Source organism: Tenacibaculum sp. ZH5_bin.1 (assembly GCF_042865525.1).
GTDB classification, from domain to species: domain Bacteria; phylum Bacteroidota; class Bacteroidia; order Flavobacteriales; family Flavobacteriaceae; genus Polaribacter; species Polaribacter mesophilus.
In genome coordinates this window covers 219,517-239,935 of the sequence record NZ_JBEGIO010000002.1, presented here as the reverse complement: position 1 = coordinate 239,935, position 20,419 = coordinate 219,517, and the positions used below count along the sequence as shown (strand labels likewise).

At 31.0% G+C, this 20,419-nt stretch carries 18 protein-coding genes; 6 read left to right on the top strand and 12 right to left on the bottom strand.

Translation table 11 applies throughout. From position 1 onward, the window contains the following. Position 1 precedes the first annotated feature (1 nt). The 4 genes from hisG to ABHQ57_RS09045 all read right to left on the bottom strand — a co-directional run bounded on the left by hisG (position 2) and on the right by ABHQ57_RS09045 (position 3,695). Positions 2-859, bottom strand: a complete 858-nt coding sequence (gene hisG / locus ABHQ57_RS09060) for an ATP phosphoribosyltransferase (RefSeq protein WP_159491203.1) — start codon at positions 857-859, stop codon at positions 2-4. A 381-nt stretch (positions 860-1,240) separates the two neighbouring features. Beyond that, positions 1,241-2,302, bottom strand: coding sequence for a hypothetical protein (locus ABHQ57_RS09055; RefSeq protein ID WP_196781628.1), 1,062 nt, complete (start codon positions 2,300-2,302; stop codon positions 1,241-1,243). A 66-nt stretch (positions 2,303-2,368) separates the two neighbouring features. Continuing rightward, complete coding sequence (locus ABHQ57_RS09050) at positions 2,369-3,148, bottom strand: hypothetical protein (RefSeq protein ID WP_167713873.1); 780 nt, start codon at positions 3,146-3,148, stop codon at positions 2,369-2,371. Continuing rightward, positions 3,135-3,695 carry an RNA polymerase sigma factor gene (locus ABHQ57_RS09045; RefSeq protein ID WP_173360876.1) on the bottom strand — a complete coding sequence of 187 codons (561 nt, stop codon included), beginning with the start codon at positions 3,693-3,695 and terminating at the stop codon, positions 3,135-3,137. Before ABHQ57_RS09045 ends, ABHQ57_RS09050 begins: the two co-directional genes overlap by 14 nt. 507 nt (positions 3,696-4,202) lie before the next feature. Between ABHQ57_RS09045 and ABHQ57_RS09040 the strand changes: the two genes are divergently transcribed. From ABHQ57_RS09040 to ABHQ57_RS09025, 4 genes are all read left to right on the top strand, one after another. Continuing rightward, a complete protein-coding gene (locus tag ABHQ57_RS09040; protein ID WP_047788905.1) occupies positions 4,203-6,419 on the top strand; it encodes a bifunctional (p)ppGpp synthetase/guanosine-3',5'-bis(diphosphate) 3'-pyrophosphohydrolase in 2,217 nt (738 codons plus the stop codon). 75 nt (positions 6,420-6,494) lie between these two features. Continuing rightward, positions 6,495-6,944 carry a Fur family transcriptional regulator gene (locus tag ABHQ57_RS09035; protein ID WP_047788906.1) on the top strand — a complete coding sequence of 150 codons (450 nt, stop codon included), beginning with the start codon at positions 6,495-6,497 and terminating at the stop codon, positions 6,942-6,944. A 25-nt stretch (positions 6,945-6,969) separates the two neighbouring features. Continuing rightward, positions 6,970-8,241: an adenylosuccinate synthase gene (locus tag ABHQ57_RS09030; RefSeq protein ID WP_167713875.1), complete on the top strand. Its 1,272-nt coding sequence runs from the start codon at positions 6,970-6,972 to the stop codon at positions 8,239-8,241. Positions 8,242-8,274: 33 nt separating this feature from the next. Beyond that, entirely contained in the window at positions 8,275-8,808 is a 534-nt protein-coding gene (locus ABHQ57_RS09025; protein WP_231128415.1) for a DUF1572 family protein, read from the top strand. Positions 8,809-8,865: 57 nt separating this feature from the next. Here the strand turns inward: ABHQ57_RS09025 and ABHQ57_RS09020 are convergent, their stop codons facing one another. The 4 genes from ABHQ57_RS09020 to ABHQ57_RS09005 form a co-directional block, all read right to left on the bottom strand. Beyond that, on the bottom strand, positions 8,866-9,585 hold the full coding sequence (locus tag ABHQ57_RS09020; RefSeq protein ID WP_167713876.1) for an SCO family protein: 720 nt from the start codon (positions 9,583-9,585) through the stop codon (positions 8,866-8,868). Further along, a complete protein-coding gene (locus tag ABHQ57_RS09015; RefSeq protein ID WP_167713877.1) occupies positions 9,582-10,358 on the bottom strand; it encodes a formylglycine-generating enzyme family protein in 777 nt (258 codons plus the stop codon). Before ABHQ57_RS09015 ends, ABHQ57_RS09020 begins: the two co-directional genes overlap by 4 nt. 29 nt (positions 10,359-10,387) lie before the next feature. Next, complete coding sequence (gene nirK / locus ABHQ57_RS09010) at positions 10,388-11,842, bottom strand: copper-containing nitrite reductase (protein WP_167713878.1); 1,455 nt, start codon at positions 11,840-11,842, stop codon at positions 10,388-10,390. 139 nt (positions 11,843-11,981) lie between these two features. Continuing rightward, a complete protein-coding gene (locus ABHQ57_RS09005) occupies positions 11,982-13,412 on the bottom strand; it encodes an aspartate aminotransferase family protein (protein ID WP_159491212.1) in 1,431 nt (476 codons plus the stop codon). A 138-nt stretch (positions 13,413-13,550) separates the two neighbouring features. Between ABHQ57_RS09005 and ABHQ57_RS09000 the strand changes: the two genes are divergently transcribed. Further along, a complete protein-coding gene (locus ABHQ57_RS09000) occupies positions 13,551-15,191 on the top strand; it encodes an OstA-like protein (protein WP_167713879.1) in 1,641 nt (546 codons plus the stop codon). 5 nt (positions 15,192-15,196) lie between these two features. Beyond that, positions 15,197-16,375 carry an aspartate aminotransferase family protein gene (locus ABHQ57_RS08995; protein WP_167713880.1) on the top strand — a complete coding sequence of 393 codons (1,179 nt, stop codon included), beginning with the start codon at positions 15,197-15,199 and terminating at the stop codon, positions 16,373-16,375. A gap of 112 nt (positions 16,376-16,487) precedes the next feature. Here the strand turns inward: ABHQ57_RS08995 and ABHQ57_RS08990 are convergent, their stop codons facing one another. The 4 genes from ABHQ57_RS08990 to ABHQ57_RS08975 all read right to left on the bottom strand — a co-directional run bounded on the left by ABHQ57_RS08990 (position 16,488) and on the right by ABHQ57_RS08975 (position 20,283). Continuing rightward, complete coding sequence (locus tag ABHQ57_RS08990) at positions 16,488-17,642, bottom strand: hypothetical protein (protein ID WP_073184171.1); 1,155 nt, start codon at positions 17,640-17,642, stop codon at positions 16,488-16,490. Between the two features lie 235 nt (positions 17,643-17,877). Continuing rightward, positions 17,878-18,852, bottom strand: a complete 975-nt coding sequence (locus tag ABHQ57_RS08985) for a hypothetical protein (protein ID WP_167713881.1) — start codon at positions 18,850-18,852, stop codon at positions 17,878-17,880. Positions 18,853-19,007: 155 nt separating this feature from the next. Continuing rightward, entirely contained in the window at positions 19,008-19,601 is a 594-nt protein-coding gene (locus ABHQ57_RS08980) for a hypothetical protein (protein ID WP_167713882.1), read from the bottom strand. Between the two features lie 151 nt (positions 19,602-19,752). Beyond that, a complete protein-coding gene (locus ABHQ57_RS08975; RefSeq protein WP_167713883.1) occupies positions 19,753-20,283 on the bottom strand; it encodes a hypothetical protein in 531 nt (176 codons plus the stop codon). Between the last annotated feature and the right edge of the window lie 136 nt (positions 20,284-20,419).

Here is a 20,419-nt window from a genome sequence, read left to right as displayed (position 1 = left end):
ATTAAACAACCATTTTTTCTATTGGACACACCAAAATACCTTCTGCTCCATTACTTTTTAATTCGTCTATAATTTCCCAAAATTGATTTTTATTCAATACAGAGTGCACAGAACTCCATCCTTCTTCAGCCAAAGGAAGTACCGTTGGACTACGCATTCCTGGTAAAATATTAATAATTGTTTCTAGTTTTTCGTTCGGAGCGTTTAATAGCACATACCTTGATTGTCTTGCTTTTAATACTGATTGAATTCTAAACTGTAATTTGTTAAGTATTACTTGTTGTTGCTCTTTTATTTGAGGAGAAACTGCTAATACTGCTTCTGATTTTAATAAAACTTCTACCTCCTTTAAATTGTTTTTAAATAAAGTTGAACCACTAGAAACAATATCACAAATACCATCGGCTAATCCAATATTTGGAGCTATTTCTACTGAACCATTAATAATATGTAATTGTGATTTTATGTTCTCTTTTTCTAGAAATTTTAAAACTGTATTCGGGTATGAGGTTGCTATTTTTTTATTCTGAAAATAGTTTATTCCTGTATATTTCTCATTTTTAGGAATTGCTAAGGATACTTTACATTTTGAAAAACCTAATTTTTCTATAAATTGAATCTCCTCTCCTTTTTCTATTAATAAATTCTCGCCAATGATGGCTATATCTACAACTCCATCTTTTAAATATTGCGGAATATCACCATTTCTTAGATAAAAAACCTCTAAAGGAAAATTGTTTGCAGAAGCTTTTAATTGATCTTTACCGTTATCAATAGAAACTCCACAATCTTTTAAAATTTGTAAGGAATCTTGGTTGAGTCTTCCTGATTTTTGTATGGCTATTTTTAATTTACTCATTTTAGTTTTGAATGGGTTTGAGCAAATCTTTTGAGAAGTATTTTCGTGGCGCCTTGTTGAAAATAAAAACCCGTTTGATTTACTCAAACGGGTTTAAAATATATCTTGATTTTATTCAATACATTTTCAGCTCGCCTGAGTGCAAGTATGAAAATGATGATGATGTAATTGAATAAAATTCATTTCTTCGTTTTTGTTGTTACAAATATTTGAAATAAAAATTGAATTATGCAAGTTTTTTTATTTTTTTTAATAGAACAAACTCAAAAAAACAACTTATAGGAAATATATTTTCAAGCTTTAAACATTTATTTTACAATAATTTTTCTTTTGAGATTTAATTTATTCTGATGATATTTTTAGAGTAATCTTGTAATCTGATTAATTAATATCAAATCGAACTCCTAATGAAATATTTCTTGTATCTGTATTTTTAAATAGTGGATTTAAGTCATATTTAGCATATAATCCAATTCCTTGGTAAGCAACATAAGCACTTAACCCATAGTTATATTTATTCATATTAAAATTATTCTTCTGAACTTCTTCAACTGTAACTCCTTGTGCATTTTTATACTCTAAATATTGACGAGTTCCTAGTTTAAAACCCAAGAAACCACCTACTCCTATCTGAAAGCTTTGATGTGTTCTATCTACAATTTCTCCATCAGAATATTTTTTGTTTTTTGAAAAATCAAACTCTAAGTGCATTGGAAATGTCATTTGTACATGTCGTAACCTACTTTCTGAAAGTTGCTCTGGATGAATACTTAAGTTTGTTTCATTTCCATTTACAATATGATATTGATTGCTTTTAGCTCTTAAATTATTCCATAGAAAAGAGAAACCATATTTAAAATATGCTTTTGAAGGTTCTTTTGACAAACGTGTTTTCCAAGTAAACCCTAACTCGTAAAAATGTGATTGCCAAAATTTATAGTCTGAATCATCTAAAGAACTTAACTTGTTATTTGTTAATGTATTATTTACACCTAAGGCAAAAACAAACTGTGTTGTAGTTCTTTTTTTTCTTCTTTTCTTTTCTTTTTCTATGTCTTCTTTAGAAAAATCTAATTTAAACTTAGTTCCTGCTATACTAAAAGTACTTTCGGTTGAATTTTCTTCACTACTAAATATTTTACCATCAATTTTGTCTTGGACAAGTTGTTGTAGTTTTTGTTCTTCAAAACTAACTTTTTTCTCTATTTGAGCTGCGTGATAAGCCGCTGCTTCTTTTTTTAATGCTGTTGCTTCATCAAACGATATTGTATTCTTTTCTAATTTTGTGTTAATCTCTTTTACTCTAATCTTTAAAGAGTCTTTTTGCTGCTTAGTAATACTATCAATGCTCATTGATATTTTCTTTACTTCTTTTTCAAATACTTTTTCTTGAGATTGGGCAATAGTCGTTACAAACAACACTAATAATAGTATTCTTTTCATTTCTGTAATTTTAAATTAAACTGATAATAATTTTGAATGGTTAATTATCGATAATTAATAAGCGCTTTATTTATTTCTATCAACAATCGCTACCGCAATGTCGGATATTCTTGATTTTAGTTTTTGCATAAAGTCTCCCTTAAACTCTTCATCATCAATCGTTCTCTCAACTTTTGCTAAAATGATGCTAGGATCTATTTTTAAGTTTGATTCTTTTAATTCATCTTCAATAGCTTTTAACACATCTTCTCTTTTCAACTTATGCTTTGCATAATATTCTTTAACTTCATTTGGAGTATGTGTTACTGAAAATAATAAATCATCACTATTTACTTTAACTCTTGAATTAAATTCTTTCTTTTTTGTTACTATTGGTTTATCCATCTTTGCTACTACCTCCTCTTCTCTTGGTAATTCTTGATTTTGGATGCTTTTAAAGACTTTTTCTTCTTCTCTTAAGGTAGAACTCCTAATTACTGTAATCTTTTTCTTCTTTCTTATCTGTTCCTCTTGCTTCTTTTCTTCTAACTCCACCACAGCTTCATCTGTGTTCTTAATAAATTTCTCTATACCTTTATTATTAATTTTTAGTGTATCTATTGAAGTATTAACTATAACTTCTTCTATTAGCGTTTTTGAATCTGAACCTGTAAAGTAGAGAGCTACAAAGCTTATTAATAAAGCTAAACCAGCTGCATAACCTATATATAAAAACCAGTTTCTTTTCTTTGTTGCCTCCTGATTATCTAAACGAGTCTCTAACCTTTCCCATGCTGAGTTGGATGGCTTAAGCTCTCTGTTCTTTAGCTTTTCTGCTATATGTTTATCAATATTATTGCTTGACATTTCTTACTTGATTAATTTTCTCGTAACTAGCTTGTAAATATTTACGAGCTTTAAATAATTGTGACTTAGAGGTACTTTCAGAAATTTGTAATTTTTCTGCTATTTCTGAATGCTTATATCCTTCAATAGCATATAAGTTAAAAACTAACTTATACCCTTCAGGTAACTCATCTATTAACTTTTGTATATCTTCTGCCGATGTGTTTTCAAGGCTTTCCGTTGCAGCATCATTAAAAACAAAGTCTTCATCTGATACTTGAACTGGATTCTTTTTTCGTAAATAACTAATACTAGTATTTACCATAATTCTACGAATCCAACCTTCAAAACTTCCCTCTCCTTTAAATTTTTCAATATTCGTAAAAACTTTAAAAAAACCTTGTAGCATTAAATCTTCCGCATGATGTAAATCTTTAACATACTGTCTACAAACTCCTAACATTTTTGGAGAATACTGCTCAAATATTTGTTGTTGAGCTTCTCTGCTTTGTCTTTTTACTTGTTTTATAAGTGATACTTCTTTGTTATGTAATGAAATAATTTTCAAATCAATAGTTACTTTTTTGTAGCCTTACAAATATAAAGACTACCTGATTTGAAAAAAGGTTGCCCGAAGAATAAAAAAACCTCCGAACTTTATTAACCGGAGGTCAAATATCATCTTATAATGATATTTCGGGGGGACTTGTTATGTAGTTACTTAATTTTAAATAAAGTATAAAGTTATGTTATAAATCTATATGTTTTTACAGGAAAAACCCTAAATATTTTTAGGCCATGTCTGTCTATTATATGTTAACATCTGCTCCGCCTTTTTCCAGATTATTATCATAAGGGTTTGAAAAAGAAAGCTATTAGAAAAACCATCAGACACCTCTATGACTACTTGGTTAGTCGTTATTTTTTTAACCAGTGAATTATCATTATTTCTTTCGTTTTTATAATTTATATAAAAGTAACGAGCTCATATAAAACATTTGTATATAAAACTTGCTCAATATAATTCTTTATATTATTTTTATTTTAATCCAGTTAAGTAAAAGAGTTTTATTGTATGAGTTATAATGTGACGATAGAAGAAGAAAATAAAGAAATAGCCAGTAGATATAAAAATTTGTTAAAAGGTACATATCAAACATTATCAGAAGACGATAAAAAACTGATACGTAAAGCTTTTGATATTGCTGTAGAAGCACATTCTGAACAACGTAGAAAATCAGGAGAACCTTATATTTATCACCCTATAGCTGTAGCAAAAATAGTTGCAGATGAAATTGGTTTAGGTGCAACATCTATTGCTGCTGCTCTACTTCATGATGTTGTTGAGGACACGCATTATACTTTGGATGATATGGAGCGCTTATTTGGAGAAAACATTGCTCGTATTGTAAGCGGATTAACTAAAATATCAAACTTAAAACAAGAGCAAGACTACTCTATCCAAGCAGAGAATTTTAGAAAAATGTTACTCACATTACATGATGACGTTAGGGTAATACTTATTAAAATTGCTGATAGGTTACATAATATGCAAACTATGGATTCTATGCCGCCTCATAAGCAGGTAAAAATAGCCTCTGAAACCTTGTATATTTATGCTCCTCTTGCACATCGTTTAGGTCTTTATAATATTAAAACTGAACTTGAAGACCTTGGCTTAAAGTACACAGAGCCTGATGTATATAGAGATATTGCTAACAAGATAAAAGAAAGTAAAGAAGATCAACAGAGATATATTGATAGTTTTACTAGTGTTTTAAAAGAAGCTTTAAACAAAGAAGGATTTACTTATGAAATAAAGGGACGTTTTAAATCTATTTTTTCTATCCGTAGAAAAATGCGTAAACAAAACGTAACTTTTGATGAAGTGTACGACAAATTTGCTATTCGTATTATATACAAACCAACTTCTGACGATGAAAAGTTTGATGCTTGGAAAATATACTCAATCGTTACAGACTTTTTTAAACCAAATCCTGCCAGATTAAGAGATTGGATTTCTCAGCCAAAATCAACTGGATACGAAGCATTGCATATAACTGTAATTGGCCCCCAAGCTAAATGGGTAGAAGTTCAAATCCGTTCTGAAAGAATGGATGAAATAGCCGAAAAAGGTTATGCAGCCCACTTTAAATATAAACAAGGAGCTGTTAAAGAAAATGGTTTAGAAGGATGGTTAAATCGTTTAAAAGAAAGTTTAGAAAATCAAAGTTTAGATGCTGTAGATTTTGTCGAAGATTTTAAACTTAATCTTTATGCTAAAGAAATTTATGTATTTACTCCTAAAGGAGATTTAAAATCACTTCCAAAAGGAGCCTCTGCATTAGATTTTGCCTTTTCCGTACATACCGATGTTGGTTTAAAATGTCGTGGGGCAAAAGTAAACGGGAAACTGGTTCCTTTAAGTCACGAGTTAAAAAGTGGAGATCAGGTAGAAGTACTCACCGCTTCTAACAATAAACCCAATGTACGCTGGTTAGATTTTGTTATTACTGCAAGAGCACGAGCTAAAATTAAATCAGCTTTAAAAGCAGAAGAAAAGAAAATAGCAGAAGAAGGAAAAGCTATTTTACAACGAAAACTGCGTCATTTAAAAATCAACTCCAGTGAAAAGGTTATTCATGAATTAGCAAGTTATTTTGGGCTAAAAACTAGCTTCGATTTATTCTATCGAGTTGGTAATGGAGCCATAGATAACACACAACTTAAAGACTTTGTTGCTCAGAGAAGTAATCGCTTCATGGGCTTTATTAAAAGTACATTTAGGCGTTCTCCATCAAAAGAAATATCCGAAAAAGAAGAAGTTACAAACAAATACGATGCACTTGTTTTTGGTAAAGAAGAACAAACATTAGATTATACTTTGGCTAAATGCTGCTCTCCAATTCCTGGTGATAAAGTTTTTGGTTTTGTAACTATTAATGAAGGTATTAAAGTGCACAAAAACGATTGCCCAAATGCTATTTCATTACAATCAAACTATGCTTACAGAATTATGCCTGCAAAGTGGATTGATTCCACCAAGCAAGAATTTACAGCCATTTTACACCTTTCGGGAATTGATAATAAAGGAATAGTAAATAATATTACTAAAATTATTTCCAATAGTATGGATGTATTTATACATAGTATTAATATATCTGGAGATAATGGTGTATTTGACGGAAAACTATCATTAAGTGTAAAAAATAAGACACAACTCGATAAATTAATTAACAACATGAAACAAGTAGAAGGCGTTCAAAAAGTTGAACGTGTGAATACTTTGTAAATTTCGTTTTTAACATCCTTGTTTTTTATCAAGAAATAAACGTAAATTTGTCCTTTCGTAAAATTTAAAAAATAAATGAGTAATTCAGCCGAAAATCAAGAAATTGTAAAAAAAGTATTCACTTCTTTTTTAGAAGAGAACAAGCATCGTAAAACACCAGAACGCTATGCTATTTTGCAAGAAATTTATGACGCTGAAGAACATTTTGATATTGAATCTCTATACATTAAAATGAAAAACAAAAACTATCGTGTTAGTAGAGCTACTCTTTATAATACGATGGATTTGTTGCTAGACTGTGGTTTGGTTCGTAAACATCAGTTTGAAGGTCAATCAATGGCTCGTTACGAAAAAAGTTACTTCGATAAAAATCACGACCACGTAATACTTACAGATAGTGGTGAAGTAAAAGAGTTTTGTGACCCAAGAATTCAAATCATTAAAAAAACAATTGAAGATGTTTTCGATATAGACATTCACAACCATTCACTTTATTTCTACGGAACAAAAAGAAACAACAAATAAAACACAACACTTAACAACACACTAAATGGCAGTAGATTTATTACTCGGACTACAATGGGGAGATGAAGGAAAAGGTAAGATTGTAGACGTTTTAACAAAAAACTACGATATAATCGCGCGTTTTCAAGGAGGTCCAAATGCTGGTCACACACTAATTTTTGATGGAAACAAACATGTATTACACACCATTCCTTCAGGAATTTTTCATAAAACAGCTTTAAATGTAGTAGGTAACGGAGTGGTTATTGACCCTGTTATCTTTAAAAAAGAATTAGAAAACTTAGATAAGCATAATATTGATTATACTTCTAAATTATTAATTTCTCGTAAAGCACATTTAATTTTACCTACTCACCGATTATTAGACGCAGCTTCTGAAACTTCAAAAGGAAAAGCAAAAATCGGTTCTACTTTAAAAGGAATTGGACCTACTTATATGGACAAAACTGGTAGAAACGGAATGCGTGTTGGTGATTTAGAATTAGATAACTGGAAAGAGAAATATAGAGCTTTAACTGAAAAGCATTTAAGTATGTTAGCATACTTTGATGTTCAAATCGATTACGATTTAGACGAGTTAGAAGCTGAATTTTCTAGAGGAATTGAAAAATTAAAAACATTACATTTTATTGATTCTGAAGAGTTTTTAAACAATGCTATTAAAGAAGGTAAAACTATTTTAGCTGAAGGAGCTCAAGGGTCATTATTAGATATTGATTTTGGAACATATCCTTTCGTAACCTCTTCAAACACCACTGCTGCTGGTGCTTGTACTGGTTTAGGAGTTGCTCCTAATAGAATTGGTGAGGTTTTCGGTATTTTTAAAGCATACACTACTCGTGTAGGCTCTGGACCTTTCCCTACTGAATTATTTGATGAAGATGGAGCTACTATGGCGAAAGTTGGTCATGAATTTGGAGCTACAACAGGACGTGCTCGTCGTTGTGGATGGTTAGATCTAGTTGCTTTAAAGTATGCTGTTGATGTAAACGGTGTTACGCAATTAATGATGATGAAAGGTGATGTATTATCTGGTTTCGATACCTTAAAAGTTTGTACTTCATACAACTATAAAGGAGAAGAAATTTCTCACTTACCTTATAATATTGAACCTGAAAATGTAAGTGTTAACTATACAGAATTCAAAGGTTGGGAAGATGATTTAACAAAAATGACTTCTGCCGATGATTTACCTCAAAACTTATTAGACTACATCGCGTTTATTGAAAAAGAAACGGGTGTACCTGTAAAAATAGTTTCAGTAGGACCTGATAGGAAACAAACAATTAATAGATAAAAATTTAGAGGAGCTCAATTGAGCTCCTTTTTTATGATGGTAAAAGAATACTTAGAGAATATAACTACCCAGTTTAAATCGTATAAAGAAGTTGCTGATAAAACGATTGCTCAATTAGAAGAAAAAGACTTACACTGGAAATACAATGAAGAAAGTAACAGTATAGCTGCTATTATTGTTCATGTATCTGAAAATATGTTGTCGCGTTGGACGGATTTTTTTACTTCTGATGGAGAAAAAGAATGGAGAGATAGAGATGCTGAGTTTGAAACTCATAATTTATCAAAAAAAGAATTGATTTCTCAATGGGAAAAGGGTTGGAACTGTCTTTTTGCTGCTTTAGATTCATTAAATGAGGAAAACTTCAATCAACCGATTCTTATCAGAAATAAACAAGTTAAGTTAATTGAAAGTATTACGAGGCAAATAGCTCATTTTCCATATCACATTGGTCAAATAGCTTATGTAGGTAAAATGATTTTAAATGATAAATGGCAAACAGCTTCTATTGCCAAAGGAAAATCTAAAGAGTTTATACAAGCTCAATTTGAAAAAAACAACTCATAAAAAAACGTCTTTTAAATTTTTAAAAGACGTTTTTAATAGGAAACATGTTTATGGCAACTAATTTTTTACTGTTTCCAAAATACTCGCTATAGTTTCTTTATTATCTACACCTAAACCTTCTTGTTGGTGCACTAACTCCCCTTCCGGATTAAATACACTGATGATATTTGAGTGTGAAAAATCTAATGGAGAAATTTGTTTGTATTTCACAGCTAGTACATTGGCAAATTCTCTAACAGATTCTTCTGTACCTTGTAAAAAAGTCCAATGCTCATCATCCATAAAGTTTTCTTTCGCAAAAGCCTTTAATCGTTCTGGAGTATCATTTTTAGGGTCAATACTAATTAAAACGTATTGTAAGTCTTCGTTATATTCTTTAGGTATTTTAGCTTCAATATTACGCATATCAGCAACCAATCTAGGGCAAGCAGCTTTACACGTAGTATAAATCATGACCATTACCAAAGTTTTTCCTCTTAAACCTTCTAAATGAATCGTTTTATTCTCTTCGGTTTTCCATTCTGATGTTAAATTAAATATAGAACTTTCAGAAATATCAGTAGCTAAAACTAACTCTTTAGGCTCTTTTTTATCTTTCTGTGTTAAATCCATTTTACAAACCGGACAACTTCCTTCTTCTGTATATGTTTTATCTTCCTCACAAAACATCGGACATTCATATACAGTTGCTAAATTTGTGTTGCTTTTTTCTTTTTTACAAGAACTTAATAACGTAATTGAAAAAAGAAGTATCGTTATATATTTTACTACTTTCATTGTGCTATATTTTTATCTTTTACACATCTAAAACCTAAGTTTCTCATTGTGTATTTAGCTTTTAAACTTCCACGGGTAGCATAACGCATAAAAGCTGCATAATTCATTAAATCTGTTGATCCTACTGCTGCACTACCACAAAACAAATTACTATCATTGTCAACGTCTTTTCTAGATTCTCCTGATACTAATACTGAATTAAAATCAGAGGTCCATTCCCAAACCAATCCGTGCATATCATACACTCCCCAATAGTTTTTAAATGTTGACCCTATAACATTATTAAATGTTCTTGGCTTTTCATACCAACTTAAAATGTATTCATTATACGTTTTTAAAGTTCTTGCATCTGATAGTTTTTGATTTGCCATTCCCACATATTCCCATTCATCTACTGTTGGTAATCGTTTTCCTTGCTTTTCACAGTAACATTTTGCTGCAAACCACGAAACATTGGTTACAGGTGATTTTAAGTTAACCTTCTCCCCTATTTCTGTATCATCTTTCCAATTAATAAGATAACTTTTGTCTGCAAAAAGTTTAATTACTTTTGATTTTCTCCACTTTGGGTTTTCTTTCACAAATTGTAAAAAATCTTCATTAGTTATAGGATACACATCCATTAAAAAATCTTGAATCGTTACTCTTGCTGAATCTCTTCCGTACAAAGGAATATAACTACCACCTTTAATAGGAACCATTTTAGATTGACAATTCATATTTGAAATGCCTAAGAAAAATATACAAATTGTCAATCTTAAAATAGTTTTCATTTCTTATAATTTAGAGTTTAACTACAATTTTAGTGAGTACTTTTTACTTCCATTACAGTATTTACACTAACGTTGGTTTTATTATTGCCCCAAGAATTATAAACATAGGTTAGTACATCTGCTACTTCTTGATCGTTCAACGCTTGCTTGGTCATTACACTATTATATTTTTGACCGTTTACTGTAATTTCTCCTGTTTTACCATGTAAAATAATATCTATAGCTCTCTTTACATCAGCATTTAAATAATCTGATTTGGCTAAAGGAGGAAATGCATTTGGAATTCCTTCACCATTAGCTTGGTGACAAGCAAAACACGTTTTCGTATAAATCTGTTTACCATCTGCTATTTTTTGTGCTAATGATTTTTCTTGCTTGGAAGCTACAGCTTTATCTTCTTTACCATTTGGCATTTCTTGAATAGTACCTCCTTCTGGATTGTAAATACCTTCTTGTTTTACTCCTGAATAAATCTTTTTGCTTTCTTCTCCCTTTACCTTTAACATTCCTAAAGCACCTTTATTAAACGCTCTAAAAATAGCATGATCTACTAAAATAAAAGTACCTGGAACATCTACCTTAAAGTCCACTATCGCAGCTCCTCCTGCCGGAATAGAAGTTGTTTGTACATCTTTGTTAATCATAGAACCACCTTCAACATGAACATTGTCAAAAATTTCACCAATAACATGGAAAGATGATGTTAAGTTAGGACCTCCGTTACCTACAAATAAACGTACTGTTTCGCCAACATTAGCGGTAATTGCATTATCTCCTGTTAAAGCTCCTACACTTCCGTTAAACACTACATAATCTGCATCTTCGTCTACTGCTTTTCTCATATCAAAAGCCTGTAAACCAGGTTCTCCGTTTTCTCCTTTTGTATAAAAATCTCCTTGCATAATATAGTATTCCTTATCTACTTTTGGTAAACCTCCTTCAGGCTCTACTAAAATTAAACCATACATTCCGTTCGCAATATGCATTCCTACAGGTGCAGTAGCACAGTGATATACATATAATCCAGGGTTTAATGTTTTAAATGAGAATGTTTTTTCATGACCAGGCGCTACAAATGAAGAAGTAGCACCTCCTCCAGGTCCAGTTACTGCATGCAAATCGATATTATGAGGTAATCTATTATCTGGGTGATTAGATAAGGTAAATTCTACTTCATCTCCTACTCTAGTTCTTATAAAGCTACCTGGAACAGAACCACCAAACGTCCAGTACACATATTCTACACCATCTGTCATAGTTCCTTCTTTTTCAATAATTTCCATATTTACCAGTAACTTTTTAGCTGATCTATTACCAACAGGTGCCGGAACATAAGGCGGAGCTGTTAATTCTGCTTCTATCGTTCCTTTAACTGCTATATCTGAAGCACTTTTCATTGCAATACTTTCAGATTTTTCATTTTTACAACTTGCCATTAAAAACATAGCTGCTAAAACCATTGAAATTGTTTTCACTTGTTTCATCTCTTCTATTGATGTAGTTATTAATAATCTTATAAAAGACTTTTTTATCTTTTATACAAACAAAGCTACTAAGAGAAAAGCTTTTGAAATATGATTTTTATCATAAAAACAAAAAAAGGAGCTTAGAGCTCCTTTTAATCTATTTTTCTTTTAAAATTTCTTTACCAAATTGATGACACAACTCCAAGGTTTCTTTCACATCATCCATAGTTGTTTTTGGGTTTATCAGACACATTCTAAGCACTACTTGTTTATTTAATATTGTAGTTACTAAAAATGCTTCTCTTGATTCCATTATCTTTTGAGAAATTTTCTGATTTAATTCATCAATTTCTTTTTCTGATAAGTTTAATCCAATAGGATTATATCTAAAATTAATTACTGCCAAGGTAGCTGGTGAAATAATTTCCCAATTTCTACTTTTACGCAGCATCTTTTCTACATCATCAGCTAATTGGATGTTGTAAGTAACAGCTTCTTTAAAAGCATCTAATCCATATGTTTTAATAGACATATAAAATTTTAAAGCTCTAAAACGTCTTGTTAACTGAATTCCGTAATCGTAAAAGTTAATCTCAGATTCATTTCCTTCAATATCGCGTAAATATTCTGGTTTTTCACTAAAAGTACCACTTAACCAAGAAGCATCTTTTACTAATAAGCAACCAATTTCATAAGGTTGGTAAAACCACTTATGCGGATCTACAGTAAGAGAGTCAGCTCTTTCAATTCCTCGTAAAGCTTTGGCTCCTTTTTCAGCTAAAATAGCGGCTCCACCATAAGCTCCATCAATATGGAACCATAAATCTTCCTCTTCACAAATGTCAGCTATTTCATTTAAAGGATCTACAGTACCTGTGTTGGTGGTTCCCGCAGAAGCGATGTAACAAAATGGTTGCAACCCTTCTAGTCGGTCTTTTGCTATAGCATTTTTTAATTTGTTAATACTAATTCTAAACTCTAAATCTGTTGGTAAAATTCGAATTTGCTCTTTTTTAAACCCTAAAACACGAATTGCTTTAATATTTGAAGAGTGTGCCTGATCAGACAAATAAATCACCGCTTTAGAAAAATCATCACCACACTTTAAACGTCTCGCGGTAACCAAAGCTGTTAAGTTTGCCATAGAACCACCACTGGTAAAAATTCCTCCTCCTTTTTCAACAGGGAAATTATACATTTTTAGTAACCAGTTCATTGTTACAATTTCTAACTCAGCTGCTGCTGGAGAAACCATCCATCCACCAGAAAAAATATTGAATCCAGTAGCTAAACTATCAGCCATAGTACTAATAAAGTTACTAGGTCCAGGTACAAATGAATATGCTTTAGGGTGAGAAATAACTGTACTGTTTGGTATTACATTATCCATCACAAAATCTAGTACCTTTTCAGCAGACATTCCTTCGTTTGGTGCTTCTTGTAAGAAAATACTATCCATTTCTTTTCTAGAAGCACTAGCTACAGGCTTTTTTTGCTCTAAAGTAGCCCAATGTTCTGCAATTATATCTACAATTTTATATCCGTAAGACTTCATCTCTTCTTTTGATAAATCAAAATGAGCGCTCATATCTTTATAATTTTTTAATTTGCTACAAAATTAACCATTTACTAAATGACAGCCTTTTATTTATCTTGATAATTTTATTTCTTTATTAAGATTTTGGCATATTCTTTTCATTATTTTTGTGCATTAAATCGTATTATTTTGAAAAAACTATTTCTACTAACTTTTATATTATTTTCTGTTGTAAGTTTTTCTCAAACAAAAAAAATCAAAATACTTTCTACCGAACTAAGTACTGCCGATGAAAGCAAGTACCCTGGAGCTACTATACTTATAGGAAAAGTTAAAATGTCACACGAAGGTGCTACTTTAGATTGTAAAAGAGCTCTACTTTACAAAGACAAAAACTTATTTAAGGCCATTGGTGAAGTAATTATTGAACAAGGAGATAGTATTATTCAATACAGTGATTTTGCTACCTATAACGGAAACACTAAAAAGGCGAAATCTTGGGGAAATGTAGAAATAAACGATAAAGAAATGACGCTAAAAACTGATACGCTTCATTTTGACAGAATTAATCAAATTTTGTATTACCCAAACGGCGGAACTATTCGTGATACTAAAAACACCTTGAAAAGTAAAAAAGGAACCTATCTTTTAAGAGAAAAAAAGTTTACTGCTAAAACAAAAGTAACAGTTGTAAACCCTGAAAATCATTTAGAGTCTGACCATTTAGATTATTATACCAATACTAACTTAGCTTATTTATACGGGCCAAGTACCATTACTAATTTAAAAGATAGCACTAAAGTATATTCTGAAAGAGGTTTTTACGATACGAATACCGATGTTTCATACTTTGTAAAACGTGCAAAATTATTTTTAAAAGAAAGAACCGTTTCTGCCGATAGTTTGTATTATGATAAACGTAACGGTTTTGCTTCTGCAACCAACAATATAAAAGTAGTTGATACCGTTCAAAATATGGTAGCAAAAGGAAATTATGCTGAATTATACGAACTCAAAGATTCTTTATTTATAATTGATAGAGCTGTTGCTATTTCTGTATTTGAAAAAGACTCTATGCATGTTGCGGGCGATAAAATTTTACTTACCGGTAAACCAGAAAAACGTATTGCTAGAATTTTTAACAATGTAAAAATATTCAAGTCCGATTTACAAGGAAAATGCGACTCTATTCACAGTAGTCAAGAAACGGGATTAACCAGAATGTTTAAAAATCCCATATTATGGTCTAATAAAAGTCAAATTACAGGAGACAGCATTCAGTTAGTATCTAATAAAGAAACAAATAAACTTGACTCTTTAAAAGTATTACAAAATGGTTTTATGATTCAACAAGACTCCGTTCATACAGAAAACTTTAATCAAATTAAAGGAAGAAATATTTATGGTAAGTTTGAAAAAGGAGAATTAAGAACAATGTTAGTTAAGGGTAATGCAGAGTCTTTATACTACAGTAACAACGAAAAAACACAAGAATTAGAAACAATTACCAAAGAAATAGCAAGTGATATTGAGTTTATTTTAGAAGATGGAGAAATAATACAAACTAAATACTTTAAAAAATCTGAAGGAAAAACTTTTCCTCCTTCTGAATTCCCTTCTGACGAAAAAAAATTCAAAGGCTTTTTATGGCGAGGAGATGAACAACCCTTAACTGTGGAAGATATTTTTATAAAAGACGCTACTTCTACCGTTCCATCAAAAAGAAAAAAACAACCTGATGTTGTAAAAGAAGCTAAGGAAATGTTTATCGAAGAAACTTCAAAAAACAAGAAAGAACAAAAAAAGCTAAAACTTAAAAAATTAAAATAATTTCTGTGAAAGACGATTTTTTTAAATACCAAGGCCAAACCACACCTCACCCATTAGCTATTGAAATCTCACACGCCAAAGGAAGTTATATTTATGATAGCAACGGAAAAGCGATGTTAGATTTTGTTGCAGGAGTTTCTGCAAATAGTTTAGGACATAATCATCCTAAGGTAAATGAAGCTATAAAAAATCAATTGGAACAATATACCCATGTAATGGTGTATGGTGAGTTTATACAAAAACCTCAATTAGAGTTGTGCAAAGCCTTGGCTGCTACCTTACCTCCTAACCTTTCGTCTGTTTATCTGGTAAATTCTGGTACCGAAGCTACCGAAGGTGCTCTAAAATTAGCCAAACGTTTTACGGGTAGAAGTGAAATTATTGCCGCTAAAAATGCGTATCATGGAAATACACAAGGTGCTATGAGTGTTTGTGGTGCCGAACAACAAAATCGTGCATTTCGTCCGTTAATTCCAGGAAGTAAGTTTATTGAATACAACAACGAAATAGATTTAGAAAAAATAACATCTAAAACAGCGGGTGTTATCTTAGAAACCATCCAAGGAGGTGCAGGATTTATCGAGCCTAAAAATAACTACTTAACAAAAGTAAAACAACGTTGTGAAGAAGTTGGAGCTTTATTAATTTTAGATGAAATTCAATCAGGAATTGGACGTACAGGAAAATTTTGGGGATTTGAAAATTACAATGTTATCCCTGATATTATTATTACAGGAAAAGGTTTAGGTGGTGGAATGCCAATCGGCGCTTTTATAGCTTCTTTTGAAATAATGAACTGTTTAAAAGAACACCCGAAATTAGGACATATTACTACGTTTGGCGGCCATCCTGTAATTGCGAGTGCTGGATTGGCGACCGTACAAGAAATCACTTCCTCTAACTTAATGGAAGAAGCCTTACGAAAAGAAAAAATTATTCGCGATGCCTTTAAGAATCATCCTGCGGTTAAAGAAATTAGAGGAAAAGGATTAATGCTTGCTTTACTAGTAGATACTCCTGAAGAAGCTTCACAAGTTATTTTAAACTGTTTAGATAAAGGGCTAATTTTATTCTGGCTACTTTTTGAAGGAAAAGCCATTCGTATTACCCCTCCACTCACCATTTCTGATGAGGAAATAGAAAAAGGGTGTGAACTTATTGTAAGTGAGTTGGATAAGTTGTAGTTTATCAACAATTCAACACCCTAAAATTATTATTATGTAAGAATTAAAAATAAATATAGTAACTTTAAACAACTGGACTAGTGTTTTTCATAGGAGCCATTGTTATGTGTAGTTATTCTATTTCTAAATCAAAGTTTAATTTAATTAAAGAAACTTTATGAGATGGGTAATTAGTTGATAAAGTATAAATATTTTTATTAGTTAAATCTATAGATTGTCCCCATTGCTCGTCATTTTCATTTCTATGATAATATGACTTTTCAAGGTTACCGTTAAGATCATATTTTGCTATTGCCATTCGTCTTGGTCCAAAACCTATTTGCTCATTAACAGCTCCGATTAAATATGTATTACCATTATTGTCAGTTTTAAAATCTTCAATGAACTCAAATCTGTTATAGGGAAAATTGTTAATAGTAATGTTTTTTTTCCAAATTAACTGTCCTTCAAATGATACTTTACAGAAAATATGTCTACCATTTTGTCTATCGGGCATTACAGATAAAATATAATTATTTGTTTTATTAATTATGAAATTATCATATCTAAATGTAAAGTCAAAAAAAGTGTGAAGCTTTAGTTCCCACAATATATTGCCTTGTAAATCAGATTTTATGATATATGGTTCTATTTCAGAGATACCTAATTCTTTTTTAAAACAAGATAAGATAATTGATTCGTTATCAAGACTGATAATGTCATTGAAATTTTTATACTCATCAGGAAAGTTTATTTCATTAATAAAATTGCTGTTTAAGTCAAATATCAAAATGCTTGATTTTCTATTTTCTTGATTTCCAACAATTAAATTTTTTAAGACAAAAAGATTGTTTGAAATAATCACAAAATTATTCACAAAAGTTTTATTATCTAGTTCTTTTTCCCAAATAAGATTGCCTTTATTTGAAGTTTTTATAAGCATAGATTTATTCTCATAGTCAGTTAGATAAGAATATGCTATGTAAAGATTATTGTTTTGTGGAATAGTAATTATATTTCTAGACTCAATGTTTCCGTTATGAAAACTAGAATTTTGATTAAACTGATCTCTAATAGGGGATTTCTTGTCTGTTATATTTAAGTTTTGGTCTAGATAATTAATAAATAGACCTTCAGAATTATTGTCTTTAAAAGAAATCCCAGAAACTAAAATATCATTATTAAAGATATTTAGATCTAACCAACTTATATAATAAGGATTTTCAACAGGGTAATATTGTTTCTCTCCAATAATCAATTGAGTAGGTTCACCTTGTTCTTCACTCATATCGATATCATCACTATTACAGCTAATGAAAGTTAAGAAAAATAAAAGTAAAACTGTTTTATTCATTTTTTAATTAATATTTTGTAGCTTATTACACATAACGGTTTGGGCTATGAACAGTTGGGGATTTTATGCCCTAACTTTTCAGTTTAGCACCGACCTTTGTTTTATGTTTATAGTTTGGTTTTATCACTTTCACCCCAATTGTTTATAGCCATTGTTAGGCACAGTTTTTTTAAAATCCGTAATATTTTCCAATTGCTTCGGCTAATAAACTTCCAGCAGCTCCAATTCCAACATTCCACGAACCATCTAAAGCTTTATTAACCATTTTTCCAATCCAACCATTTACTTTCGCTCCAAAAGTCTTCTTTACTGGGTTTGGTTCTTCTGTGTCAATGATTTCAACTAATTCAGCTGTGTCCTCTGCTGATATTCCATTTTGTTGTAAGAAATCAGAAAGTTCATCTTTGTTCCCTTTATTTATTGTAATGTTAGCTTCAATTTTAGCTTTGTCGCCAGTATTAATTACATTGCCATCTCCAGTCGTTGTAATATTATTTGTCGTCATATAATGTAATATTGTTTTGTTATTTGCTTCTCTTTGTTCGTTATAGTCAGTCAATCCAATTTCGTAGCCAAATTGCTCAGCGATTTCCATTGAAAATGCTAATAGATTTGTTCTTACAGTTTCAGTAATTCCGAGCATTTTACTGCTATTACCAATTAATCTTGCTCCAGTAACCTGCATTCTTATGTCACTTCTATAAAGTTTTGTCGCATAAGGTTGTATTTGAGGTAATAGCTCTAACGGAATAGGAAATTGAAGTTCATAACTACTACCTTTTTCGCTGAATTTTGAATTCATATTTTCTATTTCTCTGATACTTTCGTAAACAGGAATATATTTGCAAAATTCTTGAATGTCTTTATCAAGTCCAAAAATTGGTATTTCTTTATTTGGATGACTGTTCCAGCCAGCTTGAAAGTCCACGTACAATCTTGAGCCAATTTTTCTATAATCAGGTAGATTTGAATCCACCGAATAGCCTTTAATTTCATTTAGTGTGTATTCAGTCAATTCCGTATTTTTAGTAATTCGACCAAAATAATTAAGTTTCATCAACGGATTGATAAGACTTTTTTCAGCGTCTATTAAATCATTGATTACGTTATTTAAAACAAAGGTATTATTTGTTTTTTTTGTCATTTTGGTTCAAATTGTGCCTAACGTGTTTGGCTATGGTTTCGTTGCGTGAAAATCCGCGAGGATTTCTCCGCCGTAAACCGAAGATAGCAAATTTGCGAGGATTTTCGGTAGAAAATCCGAAGCAATGAACTATAGTCGGTGTTGTAAGTAGGGCTTTATCTTTTCAGTGCTATATTTTCATGAACCCATTTCACTTCGTCTTTTGGTTCAATTTCTCCAAGTTTACTACTACATCTACTAAATGTTGCTACAGGAAAGTCATAAGGTTTACTGTCGTCAAAATATGGTCCAACTACACCTAACATCCATCCATTTTCAGCAGCCCAATGTGGCTTATTTGTCATATACTTAAATACATGATAATATACATTGTTACCGTCAAAATCTATTTTTACTTTTTCAAGATGTTTTATTTCATCAGGTGCTTTGTCCAATTCAGTTGGGAATTCAAGCCAGTTAACTAGTTTGCTTTCTGCACCACTTTCAATTGTCAGATATTCTTTAGGGAATAGTTCCGTTTTATTATGTTCGGATAGTATTTGATAAGTCAGTTCGCGAGTTTTATTATCTTTTGCATATTCCAGGATTTCATCTTTCTGTATTTCTCTGCCGTTTTCTAATTTTTCCACAAGCGGTTTAATTCTTTCAAATCTCAACTTATGAGTTTTAGCACTTTCTCTTTTGAATGCAAAATATCTGTAAATTATGAACAGAACTATAATTCCAATTATTATAAATATTATTTTCATACGTCGTTTTTCAGCCTTACTTACAACGTTCTCGGCTATGAGTAGTTGCGTGGTTTAGCACTGAGATTTGCAAGCAAACACCGAGTTGGAAATTCCGCAGGAATTTCCAAAGTAGGCAAGAACAAGCAATTACTTATAGCCATTGTTGTGCTTAGTTTTTTATTTGTTCAAATTTATAAGTTTTTACCCATTCACTTCCAGCTCCTAAAATTAAAATCGCACCAGAGTTACTTATTCCTTGTACTAAAATTAATTCATTTTCCGATTTAGATAGGATAGCTTTTGCCTCATAATCCTTTGCATAAATTGGATAAAACGGAATTAATTCTCTATATCTTTTAAGCGAAAAAGATTTATCCTTGATTTTTCCATTTAGTCTAATTGATTTTAGTTTTTTTTGGTCACGAGTTAATGAGATTTCAATTTCATTTGGTTTAATCAATTCAAGTTTAATTATGTCCGATTCCAAGTCAGTTGTGTCATTGTATTTTTTTGAGTTTAATTGTAGTGTTCTCCACAAAGTCAATTCAGTGTTTGAATCAGAAGTATTACTATAAATTCCATTAATATCCGCACTATTTATTTCAACTTCACTTTTTTTAATCAGCTTTTTTGTTCCAAAACTTGGTATACAAGATTGAAGTACATAACAGTAACAAATTAATATTCCGATTTTTTTCATCAAATTAAGCACAACGGGTTTGCATAGAAGTCAGTTTGGGAGAAAATGGCAACGCCTTTTCGACCTTTGCACTGACTTTGGTTAAATGTACTTGATTTTCGATAGAAAATCAACCCCAAATTGCTTTTATGCGTTG

Excerpts from the sequence above, each read along its gene's own strand:
- hisG (WP_159491203.1), bottom strand. The coding sequence starts at position 859 with ATGAGTAAATTAAAAATAGCCATACAAAAATCAGGAAGACTCAACCAA.
- ABHQ57_RS09055 (WP_196781628.1), bottom strand. The coding sequence starts at position 2,302 with ATGAAAAGAATACTATTATTAGTGTTGTTTGTAACGACTATTGCCCAA.
- ABHQ57_RS09050 (WP_167713873.1), bottom strand. The coding sequence starts at position 3,148 with ATGTCAAGCAATAATATTGATAAACATATAGCAGAAAAGCTAAAGAAC.
- ABHQ57_RS09040 (WP_047788905.1), top strand. The coding sequence starts at position 4,203 with ATGAGTTATAATGTGACGATAGAAGAAGAAAATAAAGAAATAGCCAGT.
- ABHQ57_RS09035 (WP_047788906.1), top strand. The coding sequence starts at position 6,495 with ATGAGTAATTCAGCCGAAAATCAAGAAATTGTAAAAAAAGTATTCACT.
- ABHQ57_RS09030 (WP_167713875.1), top strand. The coding sequence starts at position 6,970 with ATGGCAGTAGATTTATTACTCGGACTACAATGGGGAGATGAAGGAAAA.
- ABHQ57_RS09025 (WP_231128415.1), top strand. The coding sequence starts at position 8,275 with ATGATGGTAAAAGAATACTTAGAGAATATAACTACCCAGTTTAAATCG.
- ABHQ57_RS09020 (WP_167713876.1), bottom strand. The coding sequence starts at position 9,585 with ATGAAAGTAGTAAAATATATAACGATACTTCTTTTTTCAATTACGTTA.
- ABHQ57_RS09015 (WP_167713877.1), bottom strand. The coding sequence starts at position 10,358 with ATGAAAACTATTTTAAGATTGACAATTTGTATATTTTTCTTAGGCATT.
- nirK (WP_167713878.1), bottom strand. The coding sequence starts at position 11,842 with ATGAAACAAGTGAAAACAATTTCAATGGTTTTAGCAGCTATGTTTTTA.
- ABHQ57_RS09005 (WP_159491212.1), bottom strand. The coding sequence starts at position 13,412 with ATGAGCGCTCATTTTGATTTATCAAAAGAAGAGATGAAGTCTTACGGA.
- ABHQ57_RS08990 (WP_073184171.1), bottom strand. The coding sequence starts at position 17,642 with ATGAGTGAAGAACAAGGTGAACCTACTCAATTGATTATTGGAGAGAAA.
- ABHQ57_RS08985 (WP_167713881.1), bottom strand. The coding sequence starts at position 18,852 with ATGACAAAAAAAACAAATAATACCTTTGTTTTAAATAACGTAATCAAT.
- ABHQ57_RS08980 (WP_167713882.1), bottom strand. The coding sequence starts at position 19,601 with ATGAAAATAATATTTATAATAATTGGAATTATAGTTCTGTTCATAATT.
- ABHQ57_RS08975 (WP_167713883.1), bottom strand. The coding sequence starts at position 20,283 with ATGAAAAAAATCGGAATATTAATTTGTTACTGTTATGTACTTCAATCT.